Genomic DNA, 18,388 nt, shown 5'->3' on the forward strand with positions numbered 1-18,388 from the left:
CCAGCCACAGAAAGCCTGAAGACCATGGCCACCGCAGCTACTCCGGAAGCCGCCGCTCCCAAGAAGAAGGGCAAGAAGGGGCTCATCACTATTCTCGCCGCGCTCGTCCTCGCCGGAGCCGGTGTCGGCGGCGGCATCTTCCTTGCCTCGTCCGGGATGATCGGCAGCACCAAGGCCGCCGAGCCCGAAGGCAAGGACCTGCCCAAGCTGCTGCCCAAGGGCTCCAAGCCCGCCAAAAAGGAAGGCGAGGAAGGCGGCCATGGCGGCGGCGGCGAATCGGCCGAGGGCCCGAAATACGAATCGAGCTATTTCCAGATGGAGAAGGAGTTCACCTCCAACCTGAAGGACAGCGTTCACCTGATCCAGGTCGGGCTCGCCGTTTCGACGCCCTATGACGAAAAGGTCATCGAGCATCTGCAGGCGCACGAGCTGGCCGTGCGCTCGGCGGTGCTGATGACGCTCGCCGATACCGACGAGGAGCAGATCTTCACGCCCGAGGGCAAGAAGGACCTGCAGCGTCGCCTGGCGAAGGCGATCAACGATGTTTTGAAGGAAAAGGAAGGTTTCGGAGGCGTCGCTAACGTCTACTTTACCAATTTCATTGTTCAGTAGCCGGATATGGTTAAGGCCGCTTCCACCACACCCGTTCAGGGCGCCGCCTCCGGGCGCGCGACGGCGCAGCACGCGCCGGTGCTGGCGAGCGCGTCCGCGAATCCGCTGGGCGACCTGCAGGCCCTGGCCCAGGTCAACCAGCGCCTCGCCCGATCGCTGCGGGGCCTGTTCGAGCCGCTGCTCCGCCAGGCCGTCAAGGTGTCGGCGGAGCCGATCGCGGTCGAGCGGTTCGACGCCTATCAATCATCTCGTGGCCAGGCGCTCAGCAGCGTCACGATGATCGGCATGGCGCCGCTGTCCGGCCAGGCGATGCTGGTGCTGGACGGCGCGCTGACCTTCCGCCTGGTCGACCTCTATTTCGGCGGTCCGGGCCTTCCGCCGAATCCGTTGCCGGCCGAGTTCACGCCGACGGCCGAGGCGATGATCGCGCGAATCGCCGCCGGTTTTGCCGAGCGCCTGTCCGGCGCCTGGGGCGAGCTGGCCGAAATCGCGTTCCAGCCCGGCCGCACCGAGGCCAATCCGGCGATGCTGTCGCACATCGACGGCGAGGACCGGGTGGTCCGCACCCGCTTCGTGCTCACGGTGGGCGAGGCCCGGCCGATCGAGATCGACCTCCTCTATCCCGCCGCCTCGCTGAAGCCGATCGCGGCGATCCTTTCGTCCAAGGTCCAGTCGCGCCGTCAGGCCGCGGATCCGGCCTGGACCAACAATCTCGCCCGCGCGGTAATGCAGGTGAAGCTGCCGGTCCGCTCGGTATTGGCTGAGCCGGTCATCCCGCTCGCGCAACTGATGACGCTGAAGCCGGGCGACATCATCCCGATCAGCTTCGGGCCGGAAATCCCGTTGCTGGTCTCCAACAACCGTTTCGCGCGCGGCGCAGTCGGGGCCTCGAACGGCCGCGCCGCGATCCGCGTTCATCGCATCGAACCTCTCGAGGACGAGGATTCCTGAATGAGTGACATGAGCCATACCGGCCTGCCGAAGGATCTTGGCATCGCCGCCAATTTCCGCCTGCTGCAGGATGTCGACGTCCGCTTGTCGGTCGAAGTCGGGGGCGCCAGCCTGAAGCTGCGCGAGCTGCTCGCGCTCGGCGAATCAAGCGTGATCGAGCTCGATCGCTATGCGAACGAACTGCTCGACGTGCTGGTCAACGGCACGCTGATCGGCCGGGGCGAGGTCGTGACGGTCGGCGAGCGCTTCGGCATCCGCATCACCGAGTTGGCCGACCAGGCCACGCCGGCCGCGGGCGCGACGCCGCTGTGATCGGAACCTATCTCCTCAAGCTCGCGCTGCTGCTGCCGCTGGTCTGCGGCCTGCTGGTCGCCTGCCTCTGGGCCTGGCGCAAGCTGGAGCAGAAGCTGCCCGGCAACCAGGGCACGCGCGCGATCGCGATCAAGGAAAGCATGATGATCTCGCCGGGGCTGCGCCTCGCCGTGATCGAGTTCGAGGGCCGCAAGCTGCTCGTCTCGGTCGGCCGCGGCGGCGTCCAGCTGGTGGATCGTGGAGACGCTCCGCGTGTCTGATCTTGTTCTTGGTGCTCCGGCGCAGGCCGGAGCGTTGCAACGTTCCACCCAGAGCTCCGGCCTGCGCCGGAGCACGATTGGCCTCTGGCTGGCGGCTTTCATCCTTTTCGCCCTGCTTTTTGCGGTGCCTGCATTCGCTCAGGCCGCGCCTGCCGCAGCGCCGGCCGCCGCGCCCGCGGCGCAGCCGGGCGCGCCCGAGGCGCTCGACCGCGCGCTGAGCCAGATCGGCGGCACCTCGGGCAGCGGCGCGCCGCTGTCGTTGAGCCTGCAGGTCCTGATCATCATGTCGCTGCTGACGGTGCTTCCGTCGCTGCTGCTGATGATGACCAGCTTCACCCGCATCATCATCGTGTTGTCGATCCTGAGGCAAGCGCTTGGCCTGCAGCAGACGCCGCCGAACCAGGTGCTGGTGGGGCTGTCGCTGTTCCTGACGTTGTTCGTGATGTCGCCGGTGCTGAACCGGGTGAACGCGGAGGCGATCAAGCCCTATGCCGCCGGCCAGATCCAGGCGAGCGAGCTGATCTCGCGCAGCGGCAACGTGCTGCACGGCTTCATGATGAAGCAGACGCGGGTGAAGGACGTGCAGATGTTCGCCGGCATCGCCAAGCAAGGGCCGTTCGCGACCCCCAATGACGTGCCCTTCTCGATCGCGCTGCCGGCCTTCGTCACGTCGGAGCTGAAGACCGCGTTCCAGATCGGCTTCCTGATCTTCCTGCCGTTCCTGGTCATCGACCTGGTCGTCGCAAGCGTGCTGATGGCGCTCGGCATGATGATGCTGTCGCCGACGATCATCTCCCTGCCTTTCAAGCTGCTGCTGTTCGTCCTCGTCGACGGCTGGGCGCTGACGATGGGCTCGCTCGCCAACAGCTTCGTGAGTTAGCGCGATGGACGCATCCTATTTCATCGGAGTGGGCCGCGAGGCGCTCTGGGTGCTGGCGCTGGCGACGCTGCCGGTGCTGGTCCCGGCGCTGCTCGCCGGCCTGCTGCTCGGCATGGTGCAGGCGGCAACCTCGATCAACGAAGCGACGCTGAGCTTCGTGCCCAAGCTGGCGGTGGTAGGCATCTCGCTGGTGATCTTCGGCAGCATGATCATGGGCCTGCTCTCCGACTTCACCATCTCGATCTTCGATCGCATTCCGGATTTGGTGAAGTGACGCAAAGTCTCTGTGCTCCGGCGAAGACCGGAGCCGTGCGAGAATATGCCAAGGGCTCCGGCCTTTGCCGGAGCACAGAATAGTCGCGTGCTCGGGCTCGGCCTGCCCTCCGTCGAACCGGCCCTGTTCGCGCTGATCTTCGTGATGGTGCGGATCGGGGCGGCGTTCGTCGCCGCGCCGGTGTTCGGCGCGGTGTCGGTGCCGCTGCCGGTCCGCATCGTGCTCGCGGGCGCAATCGGCATCCTGGTCGTCAACAATGCTTCGGTGGCGACGCCGCAAGCCGTGTTCTCGCTGGAGACGTTCCTGCAGGTCGCGCAGGAAGCGCTGGTGGGCCTTGCGCTGGGGTTCATCCTGCAGATCGCCTTTGCCGGGCCGCTGGTCGCCAGCGAGGCGATCGGCAACACGATGGGCTTGGGCTTTGCCACCAGCGTCGATCCGCAGCGCGGCGCGCCGAGCCCCGCGCTCGGCCAGTTCCTGTCGATCGTGATGGTGCTGCTGTTCCTGGCGCTGGACGGGCACCTGATCCTCGTCGACCTGGTCGTGCGCAGCTACAGCGTGCTGCCCCCGGGCGAGGCCTGGCTCTCGGCCGCAAAGCTGAAGGCGATCGCGCTGTTCGGCAGCTACGCTTTCGCGTCCGGCCTGCTGCTGGCGCTGCCGGTCGGCTTCATCCTCCTGTGCCTCAACATCATCGTCGGGATGATCTCGCGTTCGGCGCCGGCGCTGAACCTATTCGCGATCGGCCTGCCGGCGAGCCTCGCGACCGGCCTGGTCGCGCTCGCGATCGCCTTTCCTGCGATGGGCGACGCGATGGGCCTGATCATCCGTGAAGCGCTGTCGGCCACGGCCAATCTGGTGCTCGGCTGATGGCAGAGGAATTCGCCGAGAAAACAGAAGCGCCGACGCCCAAGCGACGGCAGAAGGCAGCCGAGGACGGCCAGGTCCTCCGCAGCCGCGAGCTGACCGCCGCCGCCGTCGTGCTGGCCGGCGTGCTGTGGCTGGCCCTGTCCGGCCCGGCGCTGATCGGCGCCTTGAAGGCCGTTATGCGCGAAAGCCTGCAATTCGGCCGCGCCGACGTCGAGGACTTCCAGCCGCTGCGCCCGATCCTGAGTGTCGGGCTGACGCTCGCTCCCTCGATGGTGATGCTGTTCGCGATCAGCATCGGCGTGTCGGTGCTGAGCCAGGCCGGCCTCGGCGGCGTCAGCTTCCAGTCGAAGCTGATCGGGTTCAAGGGGTCGCGCATCAATCCGGGCAGCGGCCTCAAGCGCATCTTCGGGATGCACGGCTGGATCGAACTCGGCAAAGGGTTGATGAAGGTCGCGCTGCTGGGCTCGATCGGCGTCTGGATGCTGTGGTCGATGCGCCAGCAATCGCTGGGACTGGTCGCGGGCGACGTGGAAGGCAGCGTCACCGCCCTCGGCTGGCGGCTGATCCTGCTGCTTCTGGTGATGTCCGGCGGCCTGCTGCTGATCGCCGGGGTCGACGTGCCGATCCAGTTCATCCGGCTGCTGAACAAGCTCAAGATGAGCAAGCAGGAGATCAGGGACGAGCACAAGGAGGCCGAAGGCTCGCCCGAAGCCAAGGGCGCGCAGCGCCGGCGGATGCACGAGATCTTCAAGCAGAGCGCGCGCAAATCGGTCCAGACCGCGCATGTGGTGCTCACCAACCCGACCCATTTCGCAGTCGCGCTCCGCTACGAGCGCGGTCAGGACCAGGTGCCCGTGGTGGTCGCCAAGGGCCGCGGCGCCAAGGCGCTGGCGATCCGCGAGCTGGCGCAGGAACTGGAAAAGCCGGTGCTCGAATATCCGGCGCTGGCGCGCGCGGTCTATTATACCAGCCGCGAAGGCCAGGAAGTGCGCGACGACCTCTATGTCGCGATCGCGACGGTCCTCGCCTTCGTGTTCGGCGTGAACCTGCGCGCCGGCGGCGGCCAGCCCAACGTGATCGTGCCCGATTCCGCGCTGTTCGACGAAAACGGCGTGCGCATCGCCAAGGCCTGATTTCGTCAGCCCCGGCTTTGAGCCGGGACCGCCTTTCTCCACAAAGAAGCAAGGCAGTCCGGGTTTTCGCCGGGATGACGATGGAGAGCTAAAGTCCGGGCGCAATCGGCCGATTATGCATTCAGGAGACGAACATGGCCGACTCGATTGCAGTAACGCTTGGCGCCGGGTCGGGCATCGACACCAAGGCGCTGGTGGCCTCGCTCGTCGACGCGCAATTCGGTGCCAAGACCAAGGCGCTCACCGCGCGCAAGGATACACTTGCCGCGCAGATTTCGGCGCTGTCGCAGCTCCGCTCCGGCCTGACCGGCTTTTCCACGGCGCTGACCAGCCTCGTCTCCGGCGGCTCGCTGGCGACCCAGCCGGTCAGCTCCGACACGTCGGTCTTGAATGTCGGACTGCTGCCGGGGGCGAGCATCAGCGGCCTGTCCGCCAGCCTGGAGGTCAAGAAGCTCGCCAATGCGCAGGTCGTCACCTCGGGCTCGGTTGCCGATGCCGCGGCCGCGTTCGGCAAGGGAACGCTGACGATCACGCTCGGCACCGCGACCTATGACGGCAGCGACGTGCCGACCGGCTTCACGCCCAAATCGGGCGCGACGCCGGTGGTGGTGACGATCGGCGACGGCCAGAACAGCCTTGCCGGCATCGCCAGCGCAATCAACGCGGCCAAGGCGGGCGTGACGGCGACCGTCATCACCGATTCGACCGGATCGCGCCTGTCGATCAAGGGCCAGACCGGTGCCGACCAGGCGTTCACGATTGGCGTGGCGGAGGATGCCGGGGCGCCGGGCCTGTCGGCGCTCGCCTTCAACACTGGCGCCCAGGCCATGACGCTGACGCGCAAGTCCAACGACGCGCTGGTCGCGCTCGACGGGGTCGATGTGCTCCGCCCCACCAACACGTTCAGCGACCTGATCCCGGGCGTGAAGCTCGACCTGATCAAGGAAGCGCCGGGCCAGACGATCGCGATCAACACCTCGCCGCCCACCGCGGCGCTGAGCCAGGCGGTCAACGACATTATCGAGACCTACAACCAGCTGATCAACATCGCGAAGGACGACACCAACGCGACGTCCGGCGTGCTGAAGGCCGACGCCGGCGCGAAGGACCTGATGCGTCAGCTGCGCGAGCTGACCGGCAGGGACATCAACGCCGGCGCGGCCGATGGCGAGCCGAAGACGCTCGCCGAGCTGGGCGTGAAGACCAATCGCGACGGCACCCTCTCGCTCGACGCGGCTACCTTGCAGCGCGCGCTGGCAAATTCGGGTCCGGCCGTGGAGAAGATGCTGAACGTCGGCCTGGGATCGGCGCTGCGCCAGATTTCGCTGTCGCTGACCGGCCCGGGCGGCGCGCTGACCTCCAGCCAGAGCGGCTATACCCGGCAGCAGAAGGACATCTCCGAGCAGGAGCTGAAGATCCAGACGGATACCGAAACCCTGACTCAGCGGCTGACGCTGCAATATGCCGGCATGGATGCGCGCGTGTCCGCCTATAAGGCGACGCAGAGCTTCCTCCAGCAGCAGGTCGCATCCTGGACGAAGAGCGCGTGAGCTATGCGTCGCGCCTTCATCGCGATCCGCGCGAGACCTACCGGTCGGTGGATGTGGCCAGCCGCACCGGCGGCGCGTCGCCGCACCAGCTGATCGCGATCCTCTACGAGGACCTGCTGCGCGAGCTGCGGCTGGGTGCGCTGGCGATCGACGAAGGCGACCACGCGGCGAAGAACGCGCGCCTCACCAAGGCAATCGCGCTGCTGTTCGCGCTGGAGTCCGGCCTCGATTTCGACAAAGGCGCGTCGGTGGCTGAAGCCCTCTCCCGCTTCTATCGCGGCTGTCGCGACGCAGTGATGCGCGCCAGCATCGAGGCCAATGCCGCCCTGGTACGTGACGTCGTCGCCAATGTCGGCGAGATTGCCGACAGCTGGAAGGCGATCGGACGGAGCTGATCACTCCGCCGCGACTGTCGCCTCCATCCGAAGCTCGGCGCGGCGCGGGCGTTCAATCGCGCGGGCGAACCAGGCGACGGTCTGCTCCAACCCTTCCTCGAGATCGACTTCGGGCTGCCAGCCCAGCAGTTTGTGCGCTTTGGTGATGTCCGGCCGGCGCCGCCGCGGGTCGTCGACCGGGAGCGGCCGATAGACGAGATCGGCATCGCTTTCGGTCAGCGCGACCACGCGCTCGGCCAGTTCCGACACCGTCAGCTCGATCGGATTGCCGAGGTTGACCGGCCCCGGCTGCGCGCCTTCGTAGCGCGACAGGCGGATCAGGCCCTCGACCAGGTCGTCGACATAGCAGAAGCTCCGCGTCTGGCTGCCGTCGCCATAGATGGTGATGTCGTCGCCCGACAGCGCCTGGCAGATCAGGTTCGACACGACCCGCCCGTCGTCCGGCCGCATCCGGGGGCCGTAGGTGTTGAAGATGCGCGCGACGCGCACCTCGGCGCGGCCGAGCCGGTCGAAGTCGAACGCCAGCGTCTCCGCCGCGCGCTTGCCTTCGTCGTAGCAGGCGCGCGGGCCCGTGCAGTTGACCCAGCCGCGATAGTTTTCCTGCTGCGGGTGCATCTCCGGATCGCCATAGACCTCGCTGGTCGACGACAGCAGGAAGCGAGCGCCGGCGCGCTCCGCCAGCCGCAGCAGGTGGGACGCGCCGACGACGTTGGTCAGCATCGTGTGTTCCGGATCCGCCTGGTAATGGGGCGGGGAGGCTGCGCAGGCGAGGTCGTACACCAGCGCCAGGCCGCGCGCGCTCCGCGTCAGCGCCGCCGGCAGCGCGTCCGTCACGTCACCCTCGATCAAGTCGAATCGCGGCTCCCGCCGCAGGTGCCGGATATTCTCCTCGCGCCCGGTCTGGAGATTGTCGAAGCACAGCACATGAAGGCCGTCCTCGATGAGCCGGTCGCAGATATGGGAGCCGATGAAGCCGGCGCCGCCGGCGACCAGCGCGGTTTTCTTCGCTTTCATCGTCCTGCTCCGCTTGTTGTTCTTGCGACTCGCTGCTTCATCCAGGTGCCCTTCCAGCTCGGCGGCCCGGTGGGCGGCGGTGTGGCCGCCGAGCGTCCGTTCGCGCGCCGCCGCGCCGACCGCTCCGGCGTCGGTACCGAGCGCCGCGACCACATCGTCGACGGTATCGGCCAGCACGATCTCGGTTCCCCGCGCGAACAGCCGGTCGAGTCCTGCCCAGCGGTCGGAGATGATCGGCGTCCCGCAGGCGCCGGCCTCGAACAACCTGACGGAAGGCGACCAGCCGGCCTTGACCATGTCGGCGCGCGTGACGTTCAGCGTGAACCGCGATGCGGCGTAGAAGGCCGGGTGGCCGGCTGGCGGCACATGCTCGATCCGCTCGACATTGGCGGGCCAGTCGATGTCCGCGGGATATTGCGGGCCGGCGACGACGAACCGCCGCGCCCGGCAGCGCCGCGCCGGCTCGATCAGCAATTTTTCCAGCACCGCCTGTCGGTCCGGGCTGTAGGTGCCGAGATAGGAGAGGTCCCAGCGCTTCTCCGCCTCGATCGGCCGGTAGATGTCGGGATCGACCGAGCAATAGAGCGCGCGCGCCGCCGGCGACCCGTAGCGTTCCTCGATGTGCCGCAGCGTCGGCCCGCCGGTAAAGGAGAGATAGACGCCATAGCCGGGGATCAGCGCCGGCGACAGATATTCGAAATCGCCGCGCTCCAGCTTCGCAAGCGTGACCGGCGTGTCGATGTCGTAAAAGGCGGTGACGCCCCTGGCGGTGCGCTGCGCATAGGCTCCCACCGCGACGCCGTCCGGCACATAGGAGCCCACGATCACCGCGTCCGCCGCCGCGATCTCGCCGTGCCAACGGTCCAGGTCCGCGAGCGAGTCGTAGAAGGCGAGCGTGCAGTAATCCACATCCCCCAAGTCCCGGTGCGCTGCGTACCAGGGCTTGTCGCGTTCCAGGAAAAGCACTTCGTGCCCCCGCGCCGCAAACGCCTTCAGCAGGGCGCGGTAGGTGGTCGCATGCCCGTTGCCCCAGGAAGAGGACAGGGTCAGGCCGAGGACGACCAGCTTCATGCGACGCTCCGCATCTGGCCGACCTCTTCGGCGAGGATCGCGTCCACCTGCGCGCCGCGCAGGGTGTAGGTGTGCTCGGCGAGCACGCGGGCGAGCGCGGCCTCTCCAATCTCGTTGGCGCGCGCCGGCGTCAGCGCGCGCAGATGCTCGGCCACGTCCTGCCCGTCGCGGGCGACCAGCACTTCCTCGTCCGGCTTCAGGAACAGCTCGATCCCTTCCCAGGCGTCGGTGATCAGGCACGCCGCGGCGCCCGCCGCCTCGAAGACGCGGGTCGCGGGCGAAAAGCCGATGTCGGCCATCGAATCGCGCGCGACATTCAGCACGGCAAGCGGCGTGCAGTTGAACGCATTGTGCTCGGCCGTGCCGACATGCCCCAGGTGACGCACGTTCGCCGGCAGCTCCTTCCACTGCCAGCCATTGCCGCCGATCAGGAAAGATCGGTCCGGCAGGCTTGCCGCCGGCCTCAGGAAGAACTCCTCCACCCTGGCCTCGCGGTCGGGCAGCCGGTTGCCGAGGAAAGAGAGGTCGGCGGAAAAGCGCGGCTCGGGCGCGACCGGATGGTGCGTGGCAGGATCGAGGGCGTTGTAGATCGGCACGCAGCGCCGCGCGCCGAAGCCCCGATAGGCCTCCACCACCGGATCGCCGCCGCCATAGGTGAAGACCAGGTCGAGCTGCTTCAGCGTCGCGCGCAACGGATGGTCCGGCTGTCCGCGCATCTCGTCCAGCGTCGCCGCCGCGTCCACATCCCAGAAAATGCGGATCGCGTGCGAGGCCCCGTTGCGGATCACGCCCTCCAGCAGTTCGGTGTCGAACACGCCGACGCCGCTTGCCTTGACGACCGCGTCCGCGTGCCGCGCCTCGGCCAGCACTCTGGCGAGCCCTTCCTCCGTCGCCGGATAGACGACGGATCGCGCCCAGTCGGGCGGCTCGATGTCGCGATGCTGCTGCCGGTCGAATGCGTCCGGCTCGTAGAAGGTGACGTCATGCCCCCGCGCCGCCAGGTCGCGCAGCAGCCCCCGATAATATGTCGCCGCGCCATTCCAATAGGAGGACACCAGGCTAGATCCGTAAAACGCGATCTTCATGCGATGGCTTTCATCAGGGTGGGCGCGGCGAGCTGCGCGACGATATCGATCAGCTCCCGCGCGCGATGCGCGCAGCTGTGGCGATCGCGGATCGCGGCGAGGCCGTTCGCGACCAGGCTGGCGCGCAGGTCCGCGTCGTCGCGGATCGCGCGCAAGTGGCGAGTCATCTCGTCACCGTCCTGCGCGACGAGATAATCGTCGCCCGGCTGGAACAGGCGCTCCGCATCGTCCCACGGCGCGCAGACCAGCGGGATGCCGCAGGCCAGCGCCTCGAACACGCGGATGGTCGGGATGCCGGGCAGCAGCGCGGTGTAGAAGCGGCGCGGCACGTGCACGGTCGCCAGATGCCGGGCATAGATCTGCGGAGCCCGCGCATTGGGCAGCCAGCCGCGATACGCGGCGCCGTGCCGCTCCAGCGCCGCCAGCGCTTCGGCCGGATAGCGCACGCCGTAGATGTCGAGCGGCACGCCGGCCTCGGCCGCGGGCCGCAACAGATAATCTTCCAGCTCGGCCGAGCGTTCGCCGTCGCCCCAATTGCCGATCCAGACCAGACCGTTGCGCGGTGCTTCCTTGGCCGGCGGGTGGAACAGCCGGGTGTCGGCCGCCTCGTGCCAGACGAAGACGCGGTCTCGCCAGCCCCAGCCACGATACACCGCCGCCAGCGTCTCTCCGAAGGCAAGCACCCCGTCATAGGCGGAGAGGTCGTAGGCGCGCATCGCCTCGGACTCGCTGACTGCGCGGTGATGCGTGTCGTGGAACAGCAGGGTGAAGCGGCCGCCCCGCGCGCGTGCCTTGCCGAGGACAGCGACCAGCCCGGGATCGTTCCACTCGTGCACGATCACCAGGTCCGCGCCGTCGATCAGATCGGCGGGATCGTCCTCGGCCGTGAAGACAGTGGAATGGAGGTCCGGATAGGCGGCGCGATACGCGTCCAGCCCGGCATCGCCATGATCGGCGAGCAGGTTCTGAAGGCTCCAGGCGCCTTCGGGCTCGAATGCCCGCACCTCGTGTCCCAACGCCTGCAGCTCGCGCAGCACGCCGCGCAGGAAATGCGCGTTGCCATGGTTCCAGCAGCTCGCCAGCGAATGGGTGAAATAGGCGATCCTCATGCGGCGACGAGCTCCGGCGCGGCGCGGACCGGCAGCTCACGGTACAGCGCGAGCATGCCTGCCGCCATCCGATCGACGGTGTAGTCGCCGGCCCGTTCGCGCGCCGCCTCGCCCAGCCGGGACCGCAATTCGGGATCGCCGATGACGGTGTCGATCGCATGCGCGAAGCCGGCAGCATCGTGCGGATAGACGAACCAGGCCGCGCCGTCCCACAGCTCGCGAAAGGTCGGGATGTCGGACAGCACCAGCGCGCAGCCGGCCTGCGCCGCCTCCAGCGCCGCCAGCCCGAACGGCTCATAGAGCGCCGCGGAGACGAACACCGGCCGTGCGGCAAACCGCCGGGCGATGTCGTGGTCGGACAGGCTGCCGAGCGTTTCGACGTTATCGAGCGCGATCGCGGTTCCATTGGGACCGGCAAGCGGACCTGCCGCAACGATCCGGCTGGCGGCCAGCGCCGCGGCGCGATCGATCGTCGCGAGATTCTTGCCCTCGTCCCACAGTCGCCCTGCCGTGAAGCCGATATCCTGCTGCGCGCTTGGCGGCAGTCCCGCCGGCCGGCGGCCGTTGCGCACCACGACGGGCGGTCGCGGAAGGTCGTAGCATTGCTGCAGCATCGTCGCGAAGGCGCCGCTGGGCGCGACGACGCGATCGGCGGCGTGGAGGCCGGCACCGGTCAGCTCCGCGCGCCAGCTGAGGTCGCCGTCCATGCAGCCGCCCCGGACCGCCTGCCACCAGCTGCCAACGCAGCTGTGAGCGACGGCCACCACGGGCTGGTCGAAGCGCACCGTGGCCGCCAAGGCCGGAGCGTTCAGCTGGACGATGTCGGCGCGATAGACGTCCGCCAGCCGGGCGATCCCTTCGCCAGCATCGGTGACTTCGTGCGGTCCGGTGGCGAGCCAGTCGAGCGACAGGTCGGTCTCGACCAGCTCGACGCCCTCGGCCAGCGCGGCGCGCTGCTGTGCCGTCGGCCGCGGCCCCATCGTGGCCAGCACCGGCTCGATGCCGTGTTCGGCCAAGGCTCCCGCCAGGTCGGTCGCATATTGCCAGACGCCGCCCACGGTATCGGTCGTGATCAGCAGCCGTCTCATTCCGCGGCCTCCATATGGCCCGCATGAACCTCAAGCCCGCGCGCCTCGGCCAGCCACTCCGCCAGCTCGGCGATGCCCTGCTGCCACGGCCGCGGCGCGCCTAGCCCCAGGGTCGACCGGGCCAGACGGGCGTCTGCGACGAAATAGCGCTGGTCGCCGGCGCGCCAGCCCTCGAACCGCGTCTCGGGCGGGCGGCCGGTCAGCGTCTCGATGTGTCGCAGCAATTGCCTCAGGCTGATCGCATTGTCCGGGCCGCCGCCAAGGTTGAAGACCCGGCCCTTCACCCGGTCAATCGCAGCCAGGGCGGCGAGGTAGGTATCGACCGCATCGTCGACATGGCAGACGTCGCGGACCTGCTTGCCGTCGCCGTAAATGGTGATCGGCCGGCCTTCCAAGGCGCGGATCAGGAAGTGCGCGACCCAGCCCTGATCCTCGGTCCCCATCTGGCGCGGGCCGTAGATGCAGCTCATGCGGATCACCGCCGTCGGCAGGCCGTAGCTGCGGGCATAGTCGAGCACATATTGGTCGGCCGCTCCTTTCGAGCAGCCATAGGGCGTATGGAAGTCGAGCGGCCGCTCTTCCGAAATGCCGTGCGCGCGCACGTCCGGATCGGCCGGCATCCAGCGGTCGTCGTCTTCCTCCAGCTGGATGTCGGCCAGGTCGCCATAGACCTTGTTGGTCGACGCGAAGATCACCGGCACATTGGCACTCCGCCGCCGGACCGCCTCCAGCAGCGTCAGCGTGCCGCGGATGTTGACCTGGAAATCGTCGATCGGGTCGACCAGGCTGGTCGTGACCGCCACCTGCGCCGCCATATGGAACACGGCGCCTGCGTCGCGGACGGCCCTTGCCACCGTTTCCTCATCCCGGACATCGGCGATGATCGCCTGGATCTTCGATCCGTGCCGCTGCTTCAGCCAGTCGAGGTTGGTGTCGACGCCGGCGCGGGCGAGGGCGTCAAGAATAATGACGTCATGACCGTCGCGCGCCAGCCGGTCGGCGATGTTGCAGCCGATGAAACCCGCGCCTCCCGTCACCAGGACCGGGCCGTTCACGCGACCAGTCCCCGTGCTTCGAGCTCGGCGCGCGCCTCATCGACGCGGTCGACGGCGGTCTGCTCGGCGACCCATTCGGCCAGCTCCGCCAGCCCTTCCCCGAAATCCTGCCGGGCGCGGAAGCGAAGCCGTTCGGCTGCCTTCGACGTGTCGCAGAAGCAGTGGCGGATATCGCCGATCCGCGCCTTGCCGACGATCTCGGGCGCGATGTCCTTGCCCATCGCCCGCGCCAGCTCGGTCGCGACCTCCGTTACGGAGCGGTCATGGCCCGAGCCGATGTTGAACACCTCGCCCGAAATGCCCGGCAGCTCCAGCGCGTCGGCGAAGGCGCGAGCGACGTCACCGACGTAAACGAAGTCGCGGCGCTGTTCGCCGTCCTCGAAGATCATCGGGGCTTGGCCGTTCAGCAGCCGCGACGCGAAGATCGCCAGCACGCCGGTATAGGGATTGGAGAGCGCCTGGCCGGGGCCATAGACGTTGAACAGCCTCAGGCACACGCCCTCGATCCCATAGGGTTGGGACAGGATCAGCGTCGTCCGCTCCTGGACGAATTTATTCAGCGCGTAGATGCTGGCGAGGCTCGGCCGCTTCCACTCCGGGGTGGCGACCGGCGTCAGTGCGCGGCCCTGTGCATCCAGCGGATCCCAGCCGCCTTTGCCGCTCGCGGTGGCGCCGCGCTCTGCCTTCTCGACAAGCGCGCCGTCCGCAGCGCGGTACAGGCCCTCGCCGTAGATGCTCATCGAGGACGCGGTGACGACGCGGCGGACCGGCTGCTCGATCAGCTTCTCGAACAGCACCGCCGTTCCGACGTCGTTGACGGAGGTGTAGCGCTCGACCGCGTACATCGACTGGCCCACGCCGACTTCGGCGGCCAGGTGGATCACGCTGTCGATGCCGTGCAGCGCCCTGGTGACGGCATCGCCGTTGCGGATATCGGCGCGCACCAGCTCGACATCATCCGGCAAGCCCGCCGGCCGCTCGCAATCGCCGTGCACCTGCTCGATCAGGCTGTCGAGCACCCGGACCTGATGGCCGCGGCGCAGCAACTCCTCGGCGACGAAGCGGCCGATGAAGCCAGCTCCCCCGGTTACCAGCACCTTTTCCTGCATCGGGCGTTTCGCTCCTAGGCCGGGCATTCGCATGCGTCGATGCGCGCCCGTTTCGTTCCGCCGGTCAAACCAAGGATCATCATCTAAGTTCCCCTAAGATATTCATTTCGCATGCGAACCAGGCGGAACCGGAACCGTGATCCGGCTCGTCGGTTACGCTCGCACAACGAGGGTAAGTAGATGCTTGGAAACCACGCGTGACCGCGACTTTGCTCCTGATCCGGCATGCAATGCACACCGACTATGGCGAGCGCTTCACCGGCCGGGCCGATGGCGTGCCGCTGAGCGCAGCGGGGGAGGAGCAGGCCCGCGCGCTGGGCGCGCGTCTGACCTCCGAGCCGATCGCCGCCATCTATTCCTCGCCCCGCGAGCGCACGCTGCGCACCGCCGACGCGATCGCGCGGCCGCATGGCTTCTCCGTCCGCACCGTCGGCGCGCTCGACGAGGTCGACTTGGGCGACTGGACCGGCAAGCGCATCGCCGATCTTGAAGGAACGCCGGATTTCGTCCGCTGGAACGAACGGCGCGACACCGCCACGCCGCCGGGCGGCGAAGCCATGCCGGCAGTCGCGGACCGGGCCGAGGCCTTCGTTTCGGAGGCGGCGGCCGGGCACGAGGGCGAGACGATCCTGCTGGTCAGCCATGCTGACGTCATTCGCGCCCTGGTCTGTCGCGTCCTGGGCTTGCCTTTCGCGAATTTCTGGCGGTTCGAGATCGGCCCGGCGTCGGTCAGCCGCATGTCGTTCGGCGCCTGGGGCGGCAAGCTGCTGAGCCTGAACGAGGGAGCGGCGGCATGAGCCTGCTCGAGCCCCGCGAGGAAGCGTTGCGCCGGCGGATCGAGGAGCTCGGCCCCTGGTTCCACAATCTGGAGTTGGGCGGCGTCTGGACCGCGCCCGATCACTTTCTTGGTGACTATCCCGCCTTCAAATTCCGCCGCTTCCAGCATGCCCTGCCGACCGACCTGACTGGCAAGACCGTGCTCGACATCGGCTGCAACGCCGGCTTTTACTCGTTTGAAATGAAGCGCCGGGGTGCCGCCCGCGTGCTCGGCATCGACGAGGACGAGCGTTATCTGGCGCAGGCCCGCTTCGCCGCCGAGGAGCTCGGCTTTTCCGGATGCGCGTTCGAGCAGCTGTCCGTCTATGACGTCGGCCGGCTGGGCGAGCGCTTCGACCTCGTGATTTTCATGGGCGTGCTCTACCATCTGCGCCACCCGTTGCTCGCGCTGGACCTGATCCGCGAGCATGTCGCCGGCGACATGATGCTGTTCCAGTCGATGCAACGCGGCTCGCGCCAGGTGCTGCCGCTGGAGGACGATTATCCGTTCACCGAGACGGAGATGTTCCTCGAAAGCGGCTATCCCAAGCTGCACTTCATCGAGCACCGCTACGCGAATGACTGGACCAACTGGTGGGCGCCGAACCGCGCCTGCACCGAAGCGATGCTGCGCGCGTCCGGCTTCGCCATCGAGACCCATGCCGAAGACGAAGTCTATCTCTGCCGCGTGAGCGACATTCCCTACGCGGAATGGGGCGCGACCGCAGTCTATCCTCAAAGGGGGCGCGAATGATCGAAGCGGCAATGCTCTGGAACGAGCCCAACAACAAGTCGCATTGGGACCCGGAGATCGATCCCGAATGGACGCGCTTCGCCGAGATGACGATCGGCGCCGCCAAGGCGATCGAGGCGGTCAACCCGGGCTTGAAGCGCGTGCTGGGCGGCATATCCCCGATCGATCCGTTCTTCATCCAGCGGCTGCAGGGCTATGGCGTGCTCGACCATGTCGACGTGGTCGCGCTGCACGGTTTCCCGCTCGACTGGAATCTGTGGCCGATCCACGACTGGCCCAACAAGGTCGCCGAGATCGAGGCGGTCGTGCCCGATCACGAGATTTGGGTGACGGAGGTCGGGGTCGGCAGCTTCGGCGCCGAAGAAGTGCAGGTGTTCGGCGTCGACCGGACCGCCGAGCTGCTGGTCGGGCGGGTGCCGCGCATCTTCTGGTACTCGCTGTTCGACCTGCCGATGGAATGGGGCGCGACCACGCGGCACAAGGAGGCCGAGGGCTCCAGCTACTATCGCCATTTCTACATGGGCCTGATCAAGGCCGACGGTACGCCGAAACTCGCGCTCGACCATTATGCCCGGCATGCCGACAAGATGGGCCTGATGCAGTGGTTCCATTTCGAGGACCCGCGACTTGACGATGCCGTCGCGTGGATGAAGCGGCTTGGGGTCAGGCATCTGCGCACGGGCTTGAGTTGGGCCGACTATTTCCGACCGAACGCGCTCGACTGGTTCGACCGGCAGATGGAACAGCTCGCCGAATTCGAGACGACTGTCACCTTCTGCTTCACGCCCGAGCATCTGGGCATTGCCGAGCACCACACCAGCGCGCCGCGCGACCCGACCGGTTTCGCCGATTTCTGCGCGGAGATGATCGAACGCTACGCGCCGGCGCTGCCGATGCGGGCGGCGGCGAACGGCTGAGGAGAAAGACATGCTGATGGCGCCGAGCCCCCGTCACCGCATCAACGCCGCGATCGTCGGCGTCGGCAATTGCGCGAGCTCGCTGGTGCAGGGCATCGCCCACTACCAGAATGGCGGCGCCAACGAGCAGATCGGACTGATGCACTGGGATCTTGGCGGCTACCGCCCAAGCGATATCCAGGTCGTCGCCGCCTGGGATGTCGACCGCCGCAAGGTCGGTCGCGACGTCAACGAGGCGATCTTCGCCAAGCCCAATTGCACGGCGACCTTTTGCGATCATGTGCCAGAGACCGGCGCCAAGGTCCGGATGGGCAAGATTCTCGACGGCTATGGCGAGCATATGGAGGGCTATCCCGACGATCGCACTTTCCTTCTCGCCGATGCGGCCGAGCCGGAAAAGGACGAGGTGATCCAGGCGCTCGTCGACAGCGAAGCCGATGTGCTGCTCAATTACCTGCCCGTCGGCAGCCAGAAGGCCACGGAATTCTATGCAGAATGCGCGCTCGAAGCCGGTGTCGCCTTGGTCAATAACATGCCGGTCTTCATTGCCAGCGACCCCGAATGGGCGCGGCGGTTCGAGGAAGCCGGCGTGCCGATCATCGGCGACGACATCAAGGCGCAGCTGGGCGCGACCATCGTCCACCGCGTGCTGACCGACCTGTTCAAGAAGCGCGGCGTGAAGCTGGAGCGGACCTATCAGCTGAACACCGGCGGCAACACCGACTTCCTGAACATGGCCAACCATGCTCGGCTCGCGTCGAAGAAGGTATCAAAGACCGAAGCGGTGCAATCGGTCGCCCAGCGCCGGCTGGACGATGAGAATATCCATGTCGGCCCCAGCGACTATGTCGCCTGGCAGAACGACAACAAGGTCTGCTTCCTGCGCATGGAGGGCCAGCTGTTCGGCGGCGTGCCGATGAACCTGGAGCTGCGTCTGTCGGTCGAGGACAGCCCGAACTCGGCCGGCGTCGCGATCGATATGATCCGTTGCGCAAAGCTCGCGAAGGACCGCGGCATCGGCGGCGCGATCCTTCCGGCCGCCGCCTGGTTCTGCAAGCACCCGCCGGTGCAGATGACCGACGACGAAGCCTATGTCGCGGTCGAGGAATTTATTCGCGGCGAGCTGGTGAAGCACTGAC

At 67.5% G+C, this 18,388-nt stretch carries 20 protein-coding genes; 14 read left to right on the forward strand and 6 right to left on the reverse strand.

Features of this window, described 5'->3' with window-relative positions:
- Nucleotides 1–24 precede the first annotated feature (24 nt).
- From GON01_RS13800 to fliS, 10 genes are all read left to right on the forward strand, one after another.
- Nucleotides 25–612, forward strand: coding sequence for a flagellar basal body-associated FliL family protein (locus GON01_RS13800; RefSeq protein ID WP_157027951.1), 588 nt, complete (start codon nucleotides 25–27; stop codon nucleotides 610–612).
- A 6-nt stretch (nucleotides 613–618) separates the two neighbouring features.
- Entirely contained in the window at nucleotides 619–1,563 is a 945-nt protein-coding gene (locus tag GON01_RS13805; RefSeq protein ID WP_157027952.1) for a flagellar motor switch protein FliM, read from the forward strand.
- Nucleotides 1,564–1,875, forward strand: coding sequence for a flagellar motor switch protein FliN (fliN, locus tag GON01_RS13810; RefSeq protein WP_157027953.1), 312 nt, complete (start codon nucleotides 1,564–1,566; stop codon nucleotides 1,873–1,875). It begins immediately after the preceding gene.
- Nucleotides 1,872–2,135, forward strand: coding sequence for a flagellar biosynthetic protein FliO (locus tag GON01_RS13815; RefSeq protein WP_181599982.1), 264 nt, complete (start codon nucleotides 1,872–1,874; stop codon nucleotides 2,133–2,135). The genes fliN and GON01_RS13815 overlap by 4 nt, the downstream gene beginning before the upstream one ends.
- 61 nt (nucleotides 2,136–2,196) lie before the next feature.
- Nucleotides 2,197–3,015: a flagellar type III secretion system pore protein FliP gene (fliP, locus tag GON01_RS13820; protein WP_408640933.1), complete on the forward strand. Its 819-nt coding sequence runs from the start codon at nucleotides 2,197–2,199 to the stop codon at nucleotides 3,013–3,015.
- A gap of 4 nt (nucleotides 3,016–3,019) precedes the next feature.
- Entirely contained in the window at nucleotides 3,020–3,289 is a 270-nt protein-coding gene (locus tag GON01_RS13825; RefSeq protein ID WP_157027954.1) for a flagellar biosynthetic protein FliQ, read from the forward strand.
- A gap of 45 nt (nucleotides 3,290–3,334) precedes the next feature.
- On the forward strand, nucleotides 3,335–4,153 hold the full coding sequence (fliR, locus tag GON01_RS13830; protein ID WP_181599983.1) for a flagellar biosynthetic protein FliR: 819 nt from the start codon (nucleotides 3,335–3,337) through the stop codon (nucleotides 4,151–4,153).
- A complete protein-coding gene (locus tag GON01_RS13835; RefSeq protein WP_157027955.1) occupies nucleotides 4,153–5,286 on the forward strand; it encodes an EscU/YscU/HrcU family type III secretion system export apparatus switch protein in 1,134 nt (377 codons plus the stop codon). Before fliR ends, GON01_RS13835 begins: the two co-directional genes overlap by 1 nt.
- Nucleotides 5,287–5,420: 134 nt before the next feature.
- Entirely contained in the window at nucleotides 5,421–6,836 is a 1,416-nt protein-coding gene (fliD, locus tag GON01_RS13840; protein WP_157027956.1) for a flagellar filament capping protein FliD, read from the forward strand.
- Nucleotides 6,833–7,231 (forward strand): flagellar export chaperone FliS, encoded by a 399-nt coding sequence (gene fliS / locus GON01_RS13845; RefSeq protein WP_181599984.1) that lies wholly within the window; start codon nucleotides 6,833–6,835, stop codon nucleotides 7,229–7,231. Before fliD ends, fliS begins: the two co-directional genes overlap by 4 nt.
- On the opposite strand, the gene GON01_RS17365 is transcribed toward fliS, so the two are convergent.
- Genes GON01_RS17365 through GON01_RS13875 form a run of 6 tightly spaced genes read right to left on the reverse strand, consistent with a single transcriptional unit; the run spans nucleotide 7,232 to nucleotide 14,762 of the window.
- Entirely contained in the window at nucleotides 7,232–9,316 is a 2,085-nt protein-coding gene (locus GON01_RS17365; protein WP_157027958.1) for a bifunctional glycosyltransferase/UDP-glucuronate decarboxylase, read from the reverse strand.
- A complete protein-coding gene (locus GON01_RS13855; protein WP_157027959.1) occupies nucleotides 9,313–10,401 on the reverse strand; it encodes a CgeB family protein in 1,089 nt (362 codons plus the stop codon). The genes GON01_RS17365 and GON01_RS13855 overlap by 4 nt, the downstream gene beginning before the upstream one ends.
- Nucleotides 10,398–11,510, reverse strand: coding sequence for a CgeB family protein (locus tag GON01_RS13860; RefSeq protein ID WP_157027960.1), 1,113 nt, complete (start codon nucleotides 11,508–11,510; stop codon nucleotides 10,398–10,400). Before GON01_RS13860 ends, GON01_RS13855 begins: the two co-directional genes overlap by 4 nt.
- Nucleotides 11,507–12,598: a glycosyltransferase family 4 protein gene (locus GON01_RS13865; RefSeq protein ID WP_157027961.1), complete on the reverse strand. Its 1,092-nt coding sequence runs from the start codon at nucleotides 12,596–12,598 to the stop codon at nucleotides 11,507–11,509. Before GON01_RS13865 ends, GON01_RS13860 begins: the two co-directional genes overlap by 4 nt.
- Complete coding sequence (locus GON01_RS13870) at nucleotides 12,595–13,653, reverse strand: SDR family NAD(P)-dependent oxidoreductase (RefSeq protein WP_181599985.1); 1,059 nt, start codon at nucleotides 13,651–13,653, stop codon at nucleotides 12,595–12,597. The genes GON01_RS13865 and GON01_RS13870 overlap by 4 nt, the downstream gene beginning before the upstream one ends.
- Nucleotides 13,650–14,762, reverse strand: a complete 1,113-nt coding sequence (locus tag GON01_RS13875) for an NAD-dependent epimerase/dehydratase family protein (protein WP_157028259.1) — start codon at nucleotides 14,760–14,762, stop codon at nucleotides 13,650–13,652. Before GON01_RS13875 ends, GON01_RS13870 begins: the two co-directional genes overlap by 4 nt.
- A gap of 197 nt (nucleotides 14,763–14,959) precedes the next feature.
- Between GON01_RS13875 and GON01_RS13880 the strand changes: the two genes are divergently transcribed.
- The 4 genes from GON01_RS13880 to GON01_RS13895 are packed head-to-tail and all read left to right on the forward strand — an operon-like array spanning nucleotide 14,960 to nucleotide 18,387.
- The gene (locus GON01_RS13880) at nucleotides 14,960–15,559 is read left to right on the forward strand and encodes a histidine phosphatase family protein (RefSeq protein ID WP_181599986.1); all 600 of its coding nucleotides are present in this window, start codon (nucleotides 14,960–14,962) and stop codon (nucleotides 15,557–15,559) included.
- A complete protein-coding gene (locus tag GON01_RS13885; RefSeq protein WP_157027962.1) occupies nucleotides 15,556–16,332 on the forward strand; it encodes a TIGR04290 family methyltransferase in 777 nt (258 codons plus the stop codon). The genes GON01_RS13880 and GON01_RS13885 overlap by 4 nt, the downstream gene beginning before the upstream one ends.
- Nucleotides 16,329–17,249 carry a beta-xylosidase gene (locus GON01_RS13890; protein ID WP_157027963.1) on the forward strand — a complete coding sequence of 307 codons (921 nt, stop codon included), beginning with the start codon at nucleotides 16,329–16,331 and terminating at the stop codon, nucleotides 17,247–17,249. The genes GON01_RS13885 and GON01_RS13890 overlap by 4 nt, the downstream gene beginning before the upstream one ends.
- Before the next feature lie 10 nt (nucleotides 17,250–17,259).
- Nucleotides 17,260–18,387, forward strand: coding sequence for an inositol-3-phosphate synthase (locus tag GON01_RS13895; protein WP_232328850.1), 1,128 nt, complete (start codon nucleotides 17,260–17,262; stop codon nucleotides 18,385–18,387).
- Nucleotide 18,388 lies beyond the last annotated feature (1 nt).

It is taken from the genome of Sphingomonas horti (assembly GCF_009753715.1).
Classification (GTDB): Bacteria; Pseudomonadota; Alphaproteobacteria; order Sphingomonadales; family Sphingomonadaceae; genus Sphingomonas_B; species Sphingomonas_B horti.

Coding starts and splice junctions, on each gene's coding strand:
- GON01_RS13895 (WP_232328850.1), top strand. CDS start 17,260: ATGCTGATGGCGCCGAGCCCCCGTCACCGCATCAACGCCGCGATCGTC.
- GON01_RS13835 (WP_157027955.1), top strand. CDS start 4,153: ATGGCAGAGGAATTCGCCGAGAAAACAGAAGCGCCGACGCCCAAGCGA.
- GON01_RS13800 (WP_157027951.1), top strand. CDS start 25: ATGGCCACCGCAGCTACTCCGGAAGCCGCCGCTCCCAAGAAGAAGGGC.
- GON01_RS13865 (WP_157027961.1), bottom strand. CDS start 12,598: ATGAGACGGCTGCTGATCACGACCGATACCGTGGGCGGCGTCTGGCAA.
- fliR (WP_181599983.1), top strand. CDS start 3,335: ATGCCAAGGGCTCCGGCCTTTGCCGGAGCACAGAATAGTCGCGTGCTC.
- fliD (WP_157027956.1), top strand. CDS start 5,421: ATGGCCGACTCGATTGCAGTAACGCTTGGCGCCGGGTCGGGCATCGAC.
- GON01_RS17365 (WP_157027958.1), bottom strand. CDS start 9,316: ATGAAGCTGGTCGTCCTCGGCCTGACCCTGTCCTCTTCCTGGGGCAAC.
- GON01_RS13855 (WP_157027959.1), bottom strand. CDS start 10,401: ATGAAGATCGCGTTTTACGGATCTAGCCTGGTGTCCTCCTATTGGAAT.
- GON01_RS13805 (WP_157027952.1), top strand. CDS start 619: ATGGTTAAGGCCGCTTCCACCACACCCGTTCAGGGCGCCGCCTCCGGG.
- GON01_RS13890 (WP_157027963.1), top strand. CDS start 16,329: ATGATCGAAGCGGCAATGCTCTGGAACGAGCCCAACAACAAGTCGCAT.
- GON01_RS13885 (WP_157027962.1), top strand. CDS start 15,556: ATGAGCCTGCTCGAGCCCCGCGAGGAAGCGTTGCGCCGGCGGATCGAG.
- GON01_RS13875 (WP_157028259.1), bottom strand. CDS start 14,762: ATGCAGGAAAAGGTGCTGGTAACCGGGGGAGCTGGCTTCATCGGCCGC.
- fliN (WP_157027953.1), top strand. CDS start 1,564: ATGAGTGACATGAGCCATACCGGCCTGCCGAAGGATCTTGGCATCGCC.
- GON01_RS13825 (WP_157027954.1), top strand. CDS start 3,020: ATGGACGCATCCTATTTCATCGGAGTGGGCCGCGAGGCGCTCTGGGTG.
- GON01_RS13860 (WP_157027960.1), bottom strand. CDS start 11,510: ATGAGGATCGCCTATTTCACCCATTCGCTGGCGAGCTGCTGGAACCAT.